Below are 14,896 nucleotides of genomic sequence, written 5' to 3'. Positions count from 1 at the left end.
CCTGTGGAAGAAATAGTCGATCATTCCGAAGAGCGGGTCCGTGGTTGCGGATTACCGGATCAAACCGTCCTAACGCTCACTTTAGAGTGAGTTATCCTCCCTCTGAGGGGTTGTTCGAAGGGGTTCGACTGACCGGGATGGCGTACGGCGCCGTGGATGCGGTCGGGGTCTGTGTGCCGATTTGTCGACTGACCGGCCCCTGGTGTCGACTTATCCCCAGCTCTTCGACTGAGCCTGTGGATAACCCTGTGGAGAACGTCAGTACGGGCGGGACGGGGCCTGGACGGGGCCTGGACGGGGCCTGGACGGGCCGGGGCGCCTCTCAGGCGCGTCCGTCCAGCGCCCGGCCCAGCCAGTCCGCGGCATCCGTGAACTCCGCGTCCGTCGTCCCCTGCCGCAGCTTCGGGCGCACCTCGTCCGCCCGCGGATACGACCCCAGGAACCGCACCTGCGGGCAGATCCGCTTCAGCCCCATCAACGCCTCACCCACCCGCCGGTCGGTGATGTGCCCCTCGGCGTCGATCGAGAAGCAGTACTGCCCGATCCCCTCGCCCGTCGGCCGTGACTCGATCCGCAGCAGGTTCACCCCACGCACCGCGAACTCCTGCAACAGCTCCAGCAGCGCGCCCGGGTGGTCGTCGGCCAGCCAGAAGACCGCCGATGTCTTGTCCGCCCCCGTCGGCGCCGCGGGCCGCGCCGGACGGCCGACCAGAACGAACCGCGTCTGCGCGTGCTCCGCGTCATGGATCTCGGTGGCCAGCGGCTCCAGCCCGTACGTCGCCGCCGCGAACTCCCCCGCGAACGCCGCTTCGAACCTGCCCTCCTGCACCAGCCGGGCCCCGTCCGCGTTCGACGCCGCCGACTCCCACACGGCGTCCGGCAGATTCGCCGACATCCAGTTCCGCACCTGCACCTGCGCCGCCGGGTGCCCGGTCACCGTCTTCACATCCGACATCCCGGTGCCCGGCCGCACCAGCAGGGCGAAGCGGACGGGCAGCAGCACCTCGCGGTAGATCATCAGCGGCACCCCGGTCGCCAACTCGTCGAGGGTCGCGTTGATCCCGCCCTCCATCGAGTTCTCGATCGGCACGAGCGCCGCCGCGGCCGCTCCGCTACGGACAGCGTCCAGCGCGGCAGGCACCGATACCATCGGGACCAGCTCGCGGGTCGCCGCCTCGGGAAGAGTCCTGAGAGCGGCTTCGGTGAAGGTGCCCTCAGGGCCCAGATAGGTGTAACGGCTGGCTGGCGACATACGGTCAGCCTAGAGGACCCGCTCAGTCCCTGTCCGGCGCCGGCGGCCTCTTAGAGGCCGCCGAATAGGTGGGGCGGCGTCGCGTGCCGATGGGCGGCGCCTGGAAGTGTTGCCGTCGGTGTCGGTCGACGACTCTCCCCCAGACTCCGTCCGGGAGGTGCCCCCACCAAGCTCTCGGCTCCGCTCGGGCAGGGGGCACCCCCATCGCGTCGCCTCCTCCCCGAGCTACCGCTGGGAGGTGCCCCCACCTCCGCCTTGCCAGACTTGCCCCTCCCCAGCTACCTCCCCCCAGCCTTCGGCCGGGAGGTGCCCCCACCTTCCTCCACCCCACCTATTCGCGCGGCCTCTTAACTCTCCAGAAGGCGTTGGCCCACGTACTCGCCCTTTCCCGCTCCGCCCGGCACCGCGAACAGCCCGCTCGACTCGTGCCGCAGGAACCGCGACAGCCCGTCGCCGCCATCCAGCTTCCGCTGCACCGGGACGAAGCCCTTCAGCGGATCCGCCTGCCAGGCCACGAACAGCAGCCCCGCGTCCGGCGCCCCGTCGTCCCGGAATCCGTCGTGGTACGAGAAGGTCCGCCGCAGCATCGCCGCCCCGCTGTTCGACTCCGGCTTCGCCACCCGGATGTGCGCGTCGGCCGCGATGGCCGGCAGCCCGTCCGCGTCGCGCTTGTCCAGGTCGACGGGGGTCGTCTCCGTACCGCCCTTGCCGGCCGAGAGGGGGGCGCCATCCGACTTGCGGCGGCCGATCACCTTCTCCTGGCGCTCCAGGGATAGGTCGTCCCATGCGTCGAGCAGCATCCGGATCCGCCGTACGACCGCGTACGACCCGCCCGCCATCCACTCCGGGGAGCCGGAGGACGGCACGAAGACCCGCTCGTTGAAGGTGGCGTCCGTCTGCTTGGGATTGTCGGTGCCGTCCACCTGCCCCATCAGATTGCGTGCCGTACGGGGCTCCGCCGTCGCGCCCGGCGTGCGGTTGAAGCCGTTCATCTGCCAGCGCAGGCGGGCTGCGCCGTCTCCGGCCTCCTTCTGGATCACACGCAGCGCGTGGAACGCGACCAGCGCGTCGTCCGCGCCGATCTGCACCCACAGGTCGCCATTGCTGTGTGCCGCGACCAGCTCGTCCGACGGGAAGTCCGGCAGCGGGGCCAGTGCGTCCGGCAGCTGCTTGGCCAGAGCCGTCTTCGCGAAGAAGGACCGCCCGAAACCAAAGGTCACCGTCAGCGACGACGGCCCCGCGTCCAGCGCGATCTGGTTGTCCCCGGGCGGGACCCGCCCGGCCGTCATCTCCTCCGCCGCCCTGGACCAGCGTTTCAGCAGTGCGGCCGCGCCCTTCCGGCCGGCGCCGGCCGCCAGATCGAACGCGACCAGGTGGCCGCGGGCCTGCGCCGGCGTCGTGATGCCGCCCTGGCGGTTCCCGTAGAAGGGCACGGAGGACGAGCCGACGGAGGCGAGGGCCGTCGGCTCTTCCTTCAGTTGGGCCGCCCCGAAGGCCCCGCCCGCGCCGCCGGCGATCAGGCCGGCGGCTCCGGCGGCGCCGAGCACGTACCTGCGGGAGACGCGGGAAGGGGCATGGGAGGGGTTCTGTTGCTGTTCCGTCATTTCTGTTCCGTCATCAGGAGATCTTCACGTTCTTTGTCTCGGTAATCTCGTCGATGTCGGATGTCCGCACGGTCACGGACATCGTCCACTCGCCCGCGATCGGCAGTGCCACCTCGGCCGACGTCCAGCGCCCGGTGGCGATGTGCTTCAGCGTCACCGGCAGCGGGCCGATCTTCTTCGCCTGCAGGGTGAAGGACATCGTCACCTCCGGAACATCCCTCCGCTTGCCGTCGGTGCCGTCGATCAGCAGATGCAGCACATTCGTGCTGCCTGCGCTCGCCGGGGCGATGGTCACCTCCGCCGTGCCCTTGCCGCCCGGGCCGCCGGTGTCGTACGGGAGCTTCACATCCACGCCCTTCGACTGCGCCGCCGACGCCTTCGCGGCGCTCGCCGCCGCTGCCGCCTCTTCGTCGGCACGTCCCGGCTGCGTCGTCGTCAGTACCGTCGTCACGGCCAGCACCACGGCCGCGACCGCGACCTCGGCCAGCACGGACTTGCGCAGCCCGCGGCGCTCCGGGTCGGCGTCCCTGGCCTTCGCCCTGGCCTCGGCCTTGGCATGTCCGGCCGCTGCCTTGGCCTGCGCGCTGCGCTGGCGGGCTAGCTGGGCTTCGCGGAGCGGACCGGGGGTGATCGTGGCGCCGGGCGCGGGACCTGTCGCGGGCGGCTCGGCGCCCTCGGCGGCTGCCGGGGCGGTGGCGGCTGTGCCGCCGGCTGCCGCGGCGGTGGCCGCTGTGCCGGTCGGGTCTGTGGCCGCGCTGCCGGGCGCGGGTACCTCAGCGGGCGGTTCGGCGCCGTCGGTGGTCGCTGCGCTGCCGGGCGTGGCCACGCGGCCGGCGGCGGAGGTCTCGTCGGCGTCCCGGGCGGCGGCGTCCGGGGCTTCGGAGGCGGTGATGGTGGCGGTGGCACCGCGCTGGGCGGTACCGGAGGACGCGGCCGTCACCTTGCGGCGCTTCTGGGCGCCACGGTCAGTGCCTGCCGCCGCGGAGGGCGCGGCCTTCGCCGTGGCCGGGCCGGTGCGCTCGGCCAGGGCCTTCGGGCGGGCGTCGGCCAAGCGGGCGGTCCAGCGGCGGGAGAACCAGGCCAGTTCGAGGAGGAGGGCTACGAGGCCGATCTTGACCAGGAGCAGTTGGCCGTAGGAAGTGTCGGCGAAGGCGCTCCAGGAGCCGAGTTGGCGCCAGGACTGGTAGATGCCGGTGGCGACGAGGGTCACGACCGCGCAGAAGGCGACGCGTGAGAAGCGCTGCACGGCTTCGCGTTCGATACGGACCCCGCGGCTGAAGAGGGCGGTGAGCAGGGCGGCGAGTCCGCCCAGCCAGAGGGCCATCGCCACCAGGTGCAGGACGTCCACGGGCATGGCGATGCCGGACTGAATGCCGACCGAGGCGTGTTCGACCATGGCCCAGGTCGCGGCGAGTCCGGCGGCGACAACGGTGCCGCCGATGGCGAGGCCCCAGGCGAGGTCCTGGCGTTCGACGGGGTCGTCGTGTTTGGCGTAGGAGCCGAAGAGGACGGCCATGAAGATGGCGCCGGCGGCGAGGAGCAGGAGCCTGGAGAGGAGGGCGGCGCCGGGTTTGGTCTCCAGTTCGCCGCGAATGGTGTCGAGGTCGAAGGCGCCGCTGAGGCTGCCTCCGTTGACGTAGGGCCCGCGCAGCATCAGGAGGGCGATGGTGGAGACCACCATGCCCGCCCAGCCGCCCGCGGTGAGCCGCTGCATGGGCCGCAGCGCGGCGCCACGCGGCCAGCAGATGCCGAGGAAGGCCGAGGCGCCGATGAGGAGGGCGAAGCCGGCGTAGGCGATGAAGCGGAAGATGCCGTAGAGAGTGCCGGCCAGGCCGCCGCCGACGTCCTGACTGGCGATGACGACGGTGGTCTTGGACGGGGTGCCGATGTTGAAGGTGAAGGCGCCCGATACGGGGTGGCTGTCGGCCGAGACGACCTTCCAGGCGACGGTGAAGGTGCCCAGCGGCAGCCCGGAGTGCAGGGCGACGGTCGCTGTGGAGCCGCTGCCGCGCGGGGCACCGGAGTCGGCGCGCTTCCCGTCCGGGCCGAGGACGCGGATGGAGTCGGAGGAGACCAGCACGCCCTCGGAGAAGGTCAGCGTCACCTGCGCGGGGGCGCTCTGGACCGTCGTACTGTCGCCCGGTGAGGTCTTGAGCAGCGCGGCGTGCGCCGAGGCGGGGGCCGCGCCGCCGAGCAGGACGGCCAGCAGCGCGCCGAGCACGAGGAGCGTGCGCTTGGGCAGGTGCGGGCGGCGGTTCCCTATAGTGCGCGGCAGGCGCAGTGGTGGGGGCGGGGGCAGCGGCGCGGGCGGGGGCAGCGTCATGGGCAGCGGATTCATGGCTTTCAGCTCTCCTCAGCCCTCGGGCCGGTAGGTCGCCGGTTTCACGGGCACTCGCACGTCGATCGGGGAGCCCTTCGCGAAGTGCAGCTCCAAGGACACCTTGTCGCCGACGCGCGGCTTGCGCTTGAGATCCATCAACATCAGATGATTGCCGCCGAGGCTGAGCGTAAGCTTTCCGCCTGCCGGGACGGTGAAGGCGGTCACCCCGCTCATTTGGTCGTTCTTGGTGGTGTGCATGGTGATTTCACCGGCGAAGCTGCTCGTGACCGAGGTGAGCTTGGCGTCGGTGCCGCCGGTGTTGGTGACTGTGAAGTACCCGGCCGCCATGTCGGCGAGCACCGGTTGCGGGATGTAGGCGCCGCTGACCTTGAGTTCGGGGCCGCTCGACCCCGTGGCCGAGCACCCGGCGAGCGCGAGCAGGCCTACGGCGGCTGCGGCCGGCCCGAACCGCCCCCTCACGGGGTCTCACCCTTGATGATCTTCGGCAGGTCGGCCTGGAACTGCTCCGAGGTGGTCCCCGACATATAGAGCACGTGCGCCTTGTCGTCCTTCGGCGAGAACGCGAGAACCTGCGCGCCGTGCGTAGAGGTGATGGAACCGTCCTTCGCCTTCACCGGCTTCTCCACATCCACGCCCACCGACCGCGCGCCCGCCTGGATGGTGGTGAAGTCGCCGGTCAGGCCGATGAAGGACTTGTCCATCGCATTGAGCCACTCCGTAAGCCGCTTCGGCGTGTCACGGGTCGGGTCGGTGGACACGAAGACGACCCGGAGCGCCGCCTGCTGGGCCTTGGACAGCTTGGACTTGGCGATCGCGATGTCGCTCATCGTCGTAGGGCAGACGTCCGGGCAGTGCGTGTAGCCGAAGTAGATCAGCGTCGGCTTGCCGGCGGTCTCCTTGACGAGGTCGTACTTCTTTCCCTGTCCGTCCGTCAGGATCATGTCCGGCTTGTCGAACGGCGTGTCGAGTACGGTGCCGGCCTTGGGCGACGCGGTGATGACCGCCGCCGGGCTGTTGTCCGCCGAGCTGCCGCCGCTGCCGCACCCGGCGAGGGCGAAAACGGCGAGTGCGGTGAGCGCCGCGCCCGTCTTGAAAGTTGTGCGCATAAGTCTTTCCTCAGGAAGAGAGTTACGGGGGCCGGGCGGATTCCGTCAGGCGGAGGGCGTCGTGCTGTCGCGGCGGCGCCCGGTCAGTACGCCGTACGCGACGCCGAGCACGCCGATGGCGATGCCGACGACGGCGAGGACACGGGCGGTCGTGTCAGTGCTGCCGGAGGAGGAGGGAGCCGCCGCCGCGGCCGTCGCCCCCTTCGCGGCAGTGTTCGCGGCCGGGGCCGCGGTGAGCGTCAGGGTCGGTGCCGGGTGCTCGGGCTCGGCCTGGCCCTGCTGCTGCGGCTCGATCCAGCGGACGACGTCCTTGTTGTCGTACGTCTGGACCGCCTTGAACACCAGCTGGTCCGCGTTGTCCGGCAGCGGGCCCAGCGAGACCGTGAACTGCTGGAACTCGCTCGGTGCGATCTTCCCGCCGGTCCAGGTGATCTTCTGGACGGCCTCGTTGACCGTCCCGTCGTCCGTTTTCAGCGGTGTCTTGAGCTTGGACTTCGTGACCTGCACGGTCCAGCCCGGCACCGGCTGGGTGGAGACCGACGCGATCGGGTGGTCGGTCGGGAGGCTCACCTCGACCTTGATCGTATTGGCGCTGTCCTCCTCGTTCGGCACCTTGAAGGCGACCGTGCTGTAGCTGCCCTTCTCGGCGCTTGTGGGCTGTACGGAGACATGCGCGAACGCCGGTACGGCGGCGATGAGAACGGCGGCTCCGGTGAGCCCGCCGACAGCGGCCGAACGGCGCAAAACGGTATTCATGGGTTGCGGCACTCCACAGTGGGTGGTGATGGATGGGATGGCACGCGTGCGGTACGCGGCCACCCACCTCGTGGAGCGGACCGCGTCAGACCCCGAGAGCCGGCACCGGCGGCCCGCGCCGCGCCAGGCTGTGCCGCAGCCGCACCGTCCTCGGGCGCCCGCGCCGACGGGCGAACCGGCGCCCCCGCAGCGCGGTCGCCGGCTCCCGTGCGACTCCGGCGGCCAGCACCCGTACGAGCCCGAACACATACCGCAGCACGCCTGCCGACAACGCCACCAGCCGCCACAGCGCGGCCTCACCGCGGCGCAGCAGCCAGCCCGCGATCAGTGCGGCGAGGGTGTGCCACAGCAGCATGGACAGCGAGTACATCGACATGGCAGACATGGCAGACATGGCAGACATGGCCGACGTAGCGGCCTTTGGTGTTCCGCCCATCGGCATCGTGGCCGCGGTGGTCGCGGCGGCGTGCGCCGTGTCTATCCCGGCGCCCCGCACGATCCGCGCGGCCGCCTCCGGTGTCAGCCGCGCCGCGTCGTGGTTGCAGACCAGCCGTTCGGCGATCGCCATGATCCCGCCGGCCTGCCGCGGGGCGGCCGGCTCCGCGCAGCTCTGCCCGATGTCGAACAGCACATGCAGCGCGGTCTGGCCGAGCCCCAGCCCCACCGCGATTCCGGGCAGCGATCTTTCCCGTCCCGCCAGTGGCGCCACGACGGCGAAGACCGCCAGCCACCCGGCCGCCAGCGTCCAGAACGGCACCCCGCGACCCGACGCCGCCATGTGCCCGGCAGTGGCCAGCACAACGCAGACCGCGGTGAACACCGCGGCCCGCAGCAGTCGCATATCGGCGCCGGCGCGCACTGTCGAGCCCATGACGGCCGCCATCTTCTCACCGTCCTGGGCGCCCGCACATGCCGGGGTCCGACTTGCGGCGGTGTGCGAAGGGTGTCCTATTACACCGCTGTAACGGGCGTACGCATCGGCCGAATGAGCGGTATCACGTCCGCAGGACGCTTACCACACGTCCGCATGGGCAATACGTAACCGTATGTCGAGCCGCAGCCAGGAGGCTGGAGCATGAGCATCTCGTGGTCTCTCCACTTGCGGCGCGAGGCTGCGAGCGTTCCGCTCGCCAGACGCCTACTTCTGGGGACCATGGAGACGGCCGGCGTCGATCCGGACATCTGCTACGACCTGTCCGTCGCCCTCACCGAGGCTTGCGCCAACGCTGTAGAACACGCCGCAGACGGCGAATACAGCGTCACCGCCCGCATCGACGGCGACCGCTGTCGCATCGAGGTCTCCGACACCGGCCCCGGTTTCTCCCCCATCACCACGGACCCCAGTCCTTACCGCCTCGCCCGCCCGCTCTCCCAGAAACAGCAGCACCACCAGGCACAACCCGCTGAACACGGCCGCGGCCTCTTCCTCATCGAGGCCCTGGTCGACCACGTCCACTTCCACAACCGGCCGGGGCGGGGGGCGGTGGTCAGTTTCGACAAGATTCTCAAGTGGCGGGACGATTCCTTGCTGAAGGCGTCGTAGGCCCCAACTCGGCCCGCGCCGGGCCCGGATGCCTCACCGACGCTGCCCGGGGCATTGTGCGAGGGCGCCGGAGTGTGGCCGGTGACCCGCCCGCTTCGCCCAGGTTCTGTGCGGGTCCGCCGGGTTGGCGCTTTTGTGATCTTCGGCAGCCTCGGTTTCATGCTCGGTAATCTGCCCCGGTTGGTGGGCTCGTCACACGGTGTCAGGTTGATGCTCGACACCGTCGCGTTCCTTCCCATTGCCGCGCCGGTAGTCGTGGCTGTCCGGCTCGCCGTGGACTATGCCGCTGTCCGCGCCGCGGTGGCCGCCGCCCATGACGCGGGCCGTCTGACGGTCTTTCCGGCCTTTCCGACGCCGTGATGCTGCGATGAAGCCGTCCCACTCGCCGGTGGCCAGCGCGGCGAGGCCGGCGGGATCACCGCTGGAGCGGTCGCCGGTCAGCCGGGGAACGCCGGGGGAGAGGCCGGGGCCGGTGCGTCCTCGGTTGAAGAGGGTGACGTCGTGGCCTTCCGCCAGGGCGAGTTCGACGACATGGCGCCCGAGGTACTTGGTGCCACCGAGAACGAGCAGACGCATGAGGACCCGCGCTCCGTCCTCAGCCGCCGGACGCGCTCAGGAAGGGCCCGTCCGGCGGCTGAGGGCACCGCGCGACACCGGTCACTCCGCCGGCTGCTCCGCCGGGCGCAGGCCCGCCGTCCACTTCTCCTCGATGCGGCCGTACTTCCACACGACTATGGCCAGCGCCCAGGTGGCGAAGAAGAGGCCGACGATCACAAAGCCGATGACGTTGAGGTCGAGGCCGGAGACCCAGTCCCAGAAGAGGCCGTGCAGCTTGAGCTTCTCGGCGAGGAGGCCCAGGAGCTCGACGGTGCCGATGATGAGGGCGACGGCGACGGAGAGGGCCGTGATGGTGAGGTTGTAGAAGACCTTGCGGACCGGCTTGGAGAAGGCCCACTCGTAGGCGAAGTTCATGAACGAGCCGTCGATGGTGTCGAGCAGCGACATGCCGGCGGCGAACAGGACCGGCAGGCAGAGGATCGCGTACCAGGGCAGGCCGGAGGCGGCGCCCGAGCCGGCCAGCACCAGGAGGGCGACTTCGGTGGCGGTGTCGAAGCCGAGGCCGAAGAGGAGGCCGAGGGGATACATCTGCCAGGGCTTGGTGATGGATTTCATGAGGCGGCCGAGGATGCGGTTCATGAAGCCGCGGTTGTTGAGCTGCGCTTCCAGGGCGGCCTCGTCGAAGTGGCCGGAGCGCATGTCGCGGAAGACCTTCCAGATCCCGGCGAGGATCAGGAGGTTGATGGCGGCGATGAGGTAGAGGAAGACGCCGGAGACGGTGGTGCCGATGAGGCCGGTGACGTTGTGGAGCTGGGAGTTGTCGTCGCGGACGGGGTTGGCGAGCGCCTTGACACCGAGGGCGAGGAGGAAGGTCAGGCCGAAGACGACGCTGGAGTGGCCGAGGGAGAACCAGAAGCCGACGGAGAGCGGGCGCTGGCCCTCGCCCATGAGCTTGCGGGTGGTGTTGTCGATGGCGGCGATGTGGTCGGCGTCGAAGGCGTGGCGCATGCCGAGGGTGTACGCGGTGACGCCGATGCCTATGCCGAAGGACTTGGTACCGACGCTGTAGTGCTCGGGGGCGACGATCCACACCAGGGTGAACCAGCCGATGATGTGCAGGGCGAGGACAAAGGCGGCCATCCCGCCGAGGCGGGTCCATTCCTGGCGGGTCATCGACCGGCGCAGGCGGTTCCAACGGGTGCCGGTCGCGGCGGCGGCCGACTGCGGGGCGGTGGATGTGCTGGGGATGGGGGCCATAGGGGTGGTGGCCTCTGCTTTCCTGGCTGCTGGCCGGACGTAGGTGACACGCCTACTTTGAAGCATGAGATTACTAGTTGCAACCAATGTGCAGTAAGGCCCCAGGTGATCTTCGCCGCGTGTATATACGGGGGTCCTCGGGGATGACAACGCCCGCGGCGCCGCACACCAGGAGGGTGACGGCGCCGCGGGCGGCTTCCTGTCCGCTCAGTCCTTCAGGCCGGCCATCCAGGCCTCGACCTCTTCGGAGCGGCGCGGCAGGCCGTCGCTGAGGTTGCGGTTGCCGTCAGGGGTGACGAGGATGTCGTCCTCGATGCGGACGCCGATGCCGCGGTACTCCTCCGGGACGGTCAGGTCGTCGGCCTGGAAGTACAGGCCGGGCTCGACGGTGAGGACCATACCGGGCTCCAGGGTGCCGTTCACATACGTCTCCGTGCGCGCCGCGGCGCAGTCGTGGACGTCGAGGCCGAGCATGTGGCCGGTGCCGTGCAGGGTCCAGCGCCGCTGGAGGGCGAGCTCCAGGACCCCTTCGACCGGGCCTTCGAGGAGCCCCCACTCCACGAGCTTCTCGGCGAGGACCCATTGCGAGGCATCATGGAAGTCGCGGTAGGCGGCGCCCGGCTTGACCGCGTCGATACCCGCCTGCTGCGACTCGTAGACCGCGTCGTACACCTTGCGCTGGATATCGGTGAAGCGGCCGTTGACAGGGAGGGTGCGAGTGACGTCGGCGGTGTAGAGGGTGGTGGTCTCCACGCCCGCGTCGAGGAGCAGCAGCTCGCCGGAGCGGACCGGGCCGTCATTGCGCACCCAGTGCAGGGTGGTGGCGTGCGGTCCGGCGGCGCAGATGGAGCCGTAGCCGACGTCATTGCCCTCGACACGCGCGCGGAGGAAGAAAGTGCCCTCTATATAGCGCTCGGAAGTGGCCTCGGCCTTGTCGAGCACCTTGACGACGTCCTCGAATCCGCGGACGGTCGAGTCGACGGCGGCCTGGAGCTGGGCGATCTCCCACTCGTCCTTCACCAGGCGCAGCTCGGAGAGGAACTCCTTGAGCTCGGCGTCGCGCTCGGCGGTGACCTTGTCGGTGAGCGCGGCCTCGATGCCGGCGTCATGGCCGCGGACAACACGTACCGGGCCGGTGGCCTCCCGGAGCTGGTCGGCGATCTTGCGGACATCGCCGGTGGGCAGGCCGAGCAGCTGCGCGCCCTCGGCGAGGCTGTTGCGGCGGCCGGTCCACAGCTCGCCCTGGCCGTCGAGCCAGAACTCGCCGTTCTCGCGGCTGGAGCGGGGCAGCAGGTAGGCGGTGGCGACGTGGCCGCCTGCCTCTTGCCCCGCTTCCGGCTCCATCACGAGGACGGCGTCCTGCGTCTGGTCGCCGGTGAGGTGCACGTACTCGGTCGAGGCGCGGAACGGGTACTCCGTGTCATTGGACCGGGTGCGCATATTGCCGGCCGGGATCACCAGTCGCTCGCCGGGGAAACGCGCGGAGAGCGCGGCGCGGCGCTCGGCGGCGTAGGGGACCTGCTCGATGGGGCGCAGGTCGTGCAGCTCGGTGTCGGCCCAGCCCGACTTCATCACTGCGGTGAGTTCATCGGATACCGCCGGGTAGAGGCCGTTCTTCCGCAGCTTGGTGGGCTGGTCGGACTGCTCGGCCTGCTCGTCGCCTTCCGGGTTCTCCGTGGCGCGCTCCTCGGTCACGTGTGCCTCCTTGTATCGGACCGCCTTCCATCGTATGTGCGTACGGGCTGTGCGAGTGGCGGTCATCAGATGGGCGGTCATCAGCCGGCGGTCACTGGAAGCGGTCACTCGAAACGGGCGGCGAGCAGCACCACATCGTCGGGGCTGTCCGCGTTGTCGGACCCGTCGGGCAGCATGGTGTGCAGTACGTGGTCGACGAGCTGGTCCGGGTCCTCGCGTACGGATCGGGGGGCGCCGGCGGCGGCGGAGTGCAGGCGGCCGAAGGCGCGGTCCATGGGGTCGCCGGTGCGGTGGAGGAGGCCGTCGGTATAGAGCAGGAGGGTGTCGCCGGGGGCGGCGTCGAATTCGACGCTGGGGGCTTCCCAGCAGGCGAGCATGCCCAGGGGGGCGGAGAGGGTGGTCTCGATGTACTCGGCGCGGTGGCTGCCGAGGATCAGCGGCGGGCAGTGGCCGGCGCCGGCCAGCACGATCCTGCGGGGACCGGGTTCGGCGTAGACGAAGAGGGCGGTGGCGGAGCGGGCGGGCTCGGTGAGGCGGAGCAGCAGTTCGAGGTCGGACAGGACGGCGACCGGGTCTTCGCCCTCCATCACCGCGTAGGCGCGCAGCGATGCCCTGAGCCGGCACATCGCGGCGACCGCGCCGGGACCCGAGCCGGTGACGCCGCCGACGCCGAGGCCGATGGCGCCTTCGGGGAGCGGGAGCGCGTCGTACCAGTCGCCGCCGCCGCGCGGGCCGGTGCGGTGTCGTGCGGCCAGCCGGACGCCGGGGACGCGGGGGAGCCGGGCGGGCAGCAGCTCGTCCCGGAGGGTGGTGACGGCGGTGCGGGCGCGGGCCAGTTCGAGCAGCCGGGCGAGGTGCTCGGCGGCGTACCGGCAGTAGAGACCCGCGAGGTGCCGACGGCGCCCGTCCGGCTCGGCGGGCTCGTCGTAGAACCAGACGGCGGTGCCGAGGTGGCCCGCGGTGTCGCTGGCCAGGGGAAGGGAGTAGCTGGCGTCGAAGCCGAGGCAGGCGGCGACCTCGCGCAGCCGCGGGTCCAGGCCCGGCTCGTGCGGAAGGTCGGCGTGGACGATCCCGTCGAGGCCCTCACGAGACGCCTGGCCGGGTGTCGTGAGGAGTGTCTGGCGCGCTGTCCCGAGCGGCACCGTCTCGATGGCGCCCAGGTCCGCGCGGCCGAGGCCGAGGCCGACGGTGATGTCGGGACCGAGGTGGTCGGTCGGCTCCAGAGCGGCCAGGCCGCGCGGGGCGCCGACGAGGGCGGCTCCGGCCTGTACGAGTTCGTTGAGGGCGCTGTCGAGGGTGGTGGTGCGCACGAGGCGCTCAGTGAGTTCGTGCAGCGTGGTGAGATCCGAGATCCAGGACGCCAACCGGTCCTGGACAGCGGCGAGTTGGCCGACCGGGCGGACTGGGGGGGCCGCAGTGTGCGCCGCAGGGGTGATGAGTGGGCTGATTCCGGCCACTTTCGGAAGGCGGGCGGCATTCATGGCCGACGGCTTCCGTGATCTTTCCTGCCGGGTGCCTTGGGCTCCGCAGAGCGGGCAATTTCTGTCAATAGCATCGCAAACCCCCATCACGTGCTGCGCCGCTATCAATGAGTTCACTTCTACCGCTTGATTCCTGGTGTGTCCAGGATTGCCCACCTAGGTGGTCTGGTGTCGGAGCGGCGCCGAAGGGAAGACGTAGCGGTGTGGTGGAGACGCCGCAGGTCCGAAGCGGGGTGCGAGGCGGTACGGAGTGAGTCCTGAGTGGTGCGCGAGCCGGCTTTGAGTGTGGTTGACTGTGGCTGAAAAATGCCACCCCACGTTTCAATTCAGGTTCGACTGACACGGTTCGACAGCGCGTCATATCGACAGCAGTGGGTACGTACGAGGTGGGAGTTGGCGGGCTCAGGAACCCCCCGCTCGGCTCCGGCGTCCTAACCGACGACAGACCGGCCCTCCCCCACGGCGGGGTGTTGCGACACCTCAGCGGGATCACGCAGTGCAGCAAGCGCCATAAGCGCGCCACCCCCCGCCACGTTCCACGCTCGGCTGGCGGCGTGATGCGCTCCCTTGTAAGCGGTGTGCTCGAGGTTACGTTGTGCAATGGGCAGATCCCTGAGCGTTAACGGAAAGGACGAGCGCCGATGCGCGAGATCCTCGGAAGGCGACGCGAGAGCGGCTCGGCTCTGCTGAGCGCGGCCCTCACCTGTGCCGAGCAGTGGCAATGGCCCGTGGTCCCGGGTGCCGGAATGGACCACAGCGGCAGAGGGGGAGGTGTGAGGTGCGCCTGCCCGCGTCCGGACTGTCCGGTGCCGGGCGCCCATCCGCACGATCCGGGGCTGCTGGCGGCGACCTGTGATCCGCGGATGGTTCGCTGGTGGTGGACAGTGCGCCCCGACATGCCACTGGTACTCGCCACCGGTGACCGGGTCTCGGCGGTCAGCCTGCCCGCTGTCGCCGGCGCGCGGGCGCTCGCGGCGTTCGACCTGCTCGGCGTGCGGCTCGGCCCGGTGATCGCCGGCCCCACCCGGTACGCGCTGCTCGTGGCCCCGTACGCGCTGGAGGAGCTCGGCGAGCTGCTCGACCAGCACGACTGGGTGCCGACGTCGCTGCGCTACCACGGGCAGGGCGGCTACGTCGTGCTGCCGCCCTCGTCCGCCGGGACGGGGCAGGTGCGCTGGGCCCGGGAGCCGGTCGTGGACGAGGGCCGCCGGGCGCCGTGGCTGCCGGGCATCCGTACCGTCGTCGACGCGTTGGTCGAGGCGGGCCGGGCGGCGCCGGACGGTCCGCGCCTCATGTACTGACG

Annotated in this window: 13 protein-coding genes; 2 read left to right on the top strand and 11 right to left on the bottom strand. The window is 70.5% G+C overall.

The window, feature by feature from the left end:
- Positions 1 to 322 precede the first annotated feature (322 nt).
- The 7 genes from pheA to FCI23_RS11285 form a co-directional block, all read right to left on the bottom strand.
- The gene (pheA, locus tag FCI23_RS11315) at positions 323 to 1,252 is read right to left on the bottom strand and encodes a prephenate dehydratase (RefSeq protein WP_136723369.1); all 930 of its coding nucleotides are present in this window, start codon (positions 1,250 to 1,252) and stop codon (positions 323 to 325) included.
- Between the two features lie 347 nt (positions 1,253 to 1,599).
- Positions 1,600 to 2,856, bottom strand: coding sequence for an iron uptake transporter deferrochelatase/peroxidase subunit (gene efeB / locus FCI23_RS11310; protein WP_136723368.1), 1,257 nt, complete (start codon positions 2,854 to 2,856; stop codon positions 1,600 to 1,602).
- 13 nt (positions 2,857 to 2,869) lie between these two features.
- Positions 2,870 to 5,194, bottom strand: a complete 2,325-nt coding sequence (locus FCI23_RS11305; protein WP_246143639.1) for a copper resistance CopC/CopD family protein — start codon at positions 5,192 to 5,194, stop codon at positions 2,870 to 2,872.
- A gap of 15 nt (positions 5,195 to 5,209) precedes the next feature.
- Positions 5,210 to 5,656 carry a copper chaperone PCu(A)C gene (locus FCI23_RS11300; protein ID WP_246143638.1) on the bottom strand — a complete coding sequence of 149 codons (447 nt, stop codon included), beginning with the start codon at positions 5,654 to 5,656 and terminating at the stop codon, positions 5,210 to 5,212.
- Positions 5,653 to 6,303 carry an SCO family protein gene (locus FCI23_RS11295; protein WP_136723367.1) on the bottom strand — a complete coding sequence of 217 codons (651 nt, stop codon included), beginning with the start codon at positions 6,301 to 6,303 and terminating at the stop codon, positions 5,653 to 5,655. The genes FCI23_RS11300 and FCI23_RS11295 overlap by 4 nt, the downstream gene beginning before the upstream one ends.
- Before the next feature lie 45 nt (positions 6,304 to 6,348).
- Positions 6,349 to 7,059, bottom strand: a complete 711-nt coding sequence (locus FCI23_RS11290; protein ID WP_136723366.1) for a YcnI family copper-binding membrane protein — start codon at positions 7,057 to 7,059, stop codon at positions 6,349 to 6,351.
- Between the two features lie 85 nt (positions 7,060 to 7,144).
- Positions 7,145 to 7,942, bottom strand: coding sequence for a hypothetical protein (locus FCI23_RS11285; protein ID WP_136723365.1), 798 nt, complete (start codon positions 7,940 to 7,942; stop codon positions 7,145 to 7,147).
- A 192-nt stretch (positions 7,943 to 8,134) separates the two neighbouring features.
- Between FCI23_RS11285 and FCI23_RS11280 the strand changes: the two genes are divergently transcribed.
- Positions 8,135 to 8,602: an ATP-binding protein gene (locus FCI23_RS11280; RefSeq protein ID WP_136723364.1), complete on the top strand. Its 468-nt coding sequence runs from the start codon at positions 8,135 to 8,137 to the stop codon at positions 8,600 to 8,602.
- A gap of 192 nt (positions 8,603 to 8,794) precedes the next feature.
- Here FCI23_RS11280 and FCI23_RS63035 read toward each other — a convergent pair whose 3' ends face one another.
- The 4 genes from FCI23_RS63035 to FCI23_RS11260 form a co-directional block, all read right to left on the bottom strand.
- Entirely contained in the window at positions 8,795 to 9,178 is a 384-nt protein-coding gene (locus tag FCI23_RS63035; RefSeq protein ID WP_211265285.1) for a Rossmann-fold NAD(P)-binding domain-containing protein, read from the bottom strand.
- An 81-nt stretch (positions 9,179 to 9,259) separates the two neighbouring features.
- Positions 9,260 to 10,417, bottom strand: coding sequence for a Nickel transporter NicT (gene nicT, locus FCI23_RS11270; protein ID WP_246143637.1), 1,158 nt, complete (start codon positions 10,415 to 10,417; stop codon positions 9,260 to 9,262).
- 207 nt (positions 10,418 to 10,624) lie between these two features.
- On the bottom strand, positions 10,625 to 12,112 hold the full coding sequence (locus FCI23_RS11265) for an aminopeptidase P family protein (RefSeq protein ID WP_246143636.1): 1,488 nt from the start codon (positions 12,110 to 12,112) through the stop codon (positions 10,625 to 10,627).
- Between the two features lie 104 nt (positions 12,113 to 12,216).
- Positions 12,217 to 13,593 (bottom strand): PP2C family protein-serine/threonine phosphatase, encoded by a 1,377-nt coding sequence (locus FCI23_RS11260; RefSeq protein ID WP_136723362.1) that lies wholly within the window; start codon positions 13,591 to 13,593, stop codon positions 12,217 to 12,219.
- A 641-nt stretch (positions 13,594 to 14,234) separates the two neighbouring features.
- Between FCI23_RS11260 and FCI23_RS11255 the strand changes: the two genes are divergently transcribed.
- A complete protein-coding gene (locus FCI23_RS11255) occupies positions 14,235 to 14,894 on the top strand; it encodes a bifunctional DNA primase/polymerase (protein WP_136723361.1) in 660 nt (219 codons plus the stop codon).
- Positions 14,895 to 14,896: the final 2 nt, after the last annotated feature.

The sequence above is a fragment of the Actinacidiphila oryziradicis genome (assembly GCF_005047355.1).
GTDB classification, from domain to species: Bacteria; Actinomycetota; Actinomycetes; order Streptomycetales; family Streptomycetaceae; genus Actinacidiphila; species Actinacidiphila oryziradicis.
This window is presented reverse-complemented; position numbering and strand designations above follow the sequence as displayed.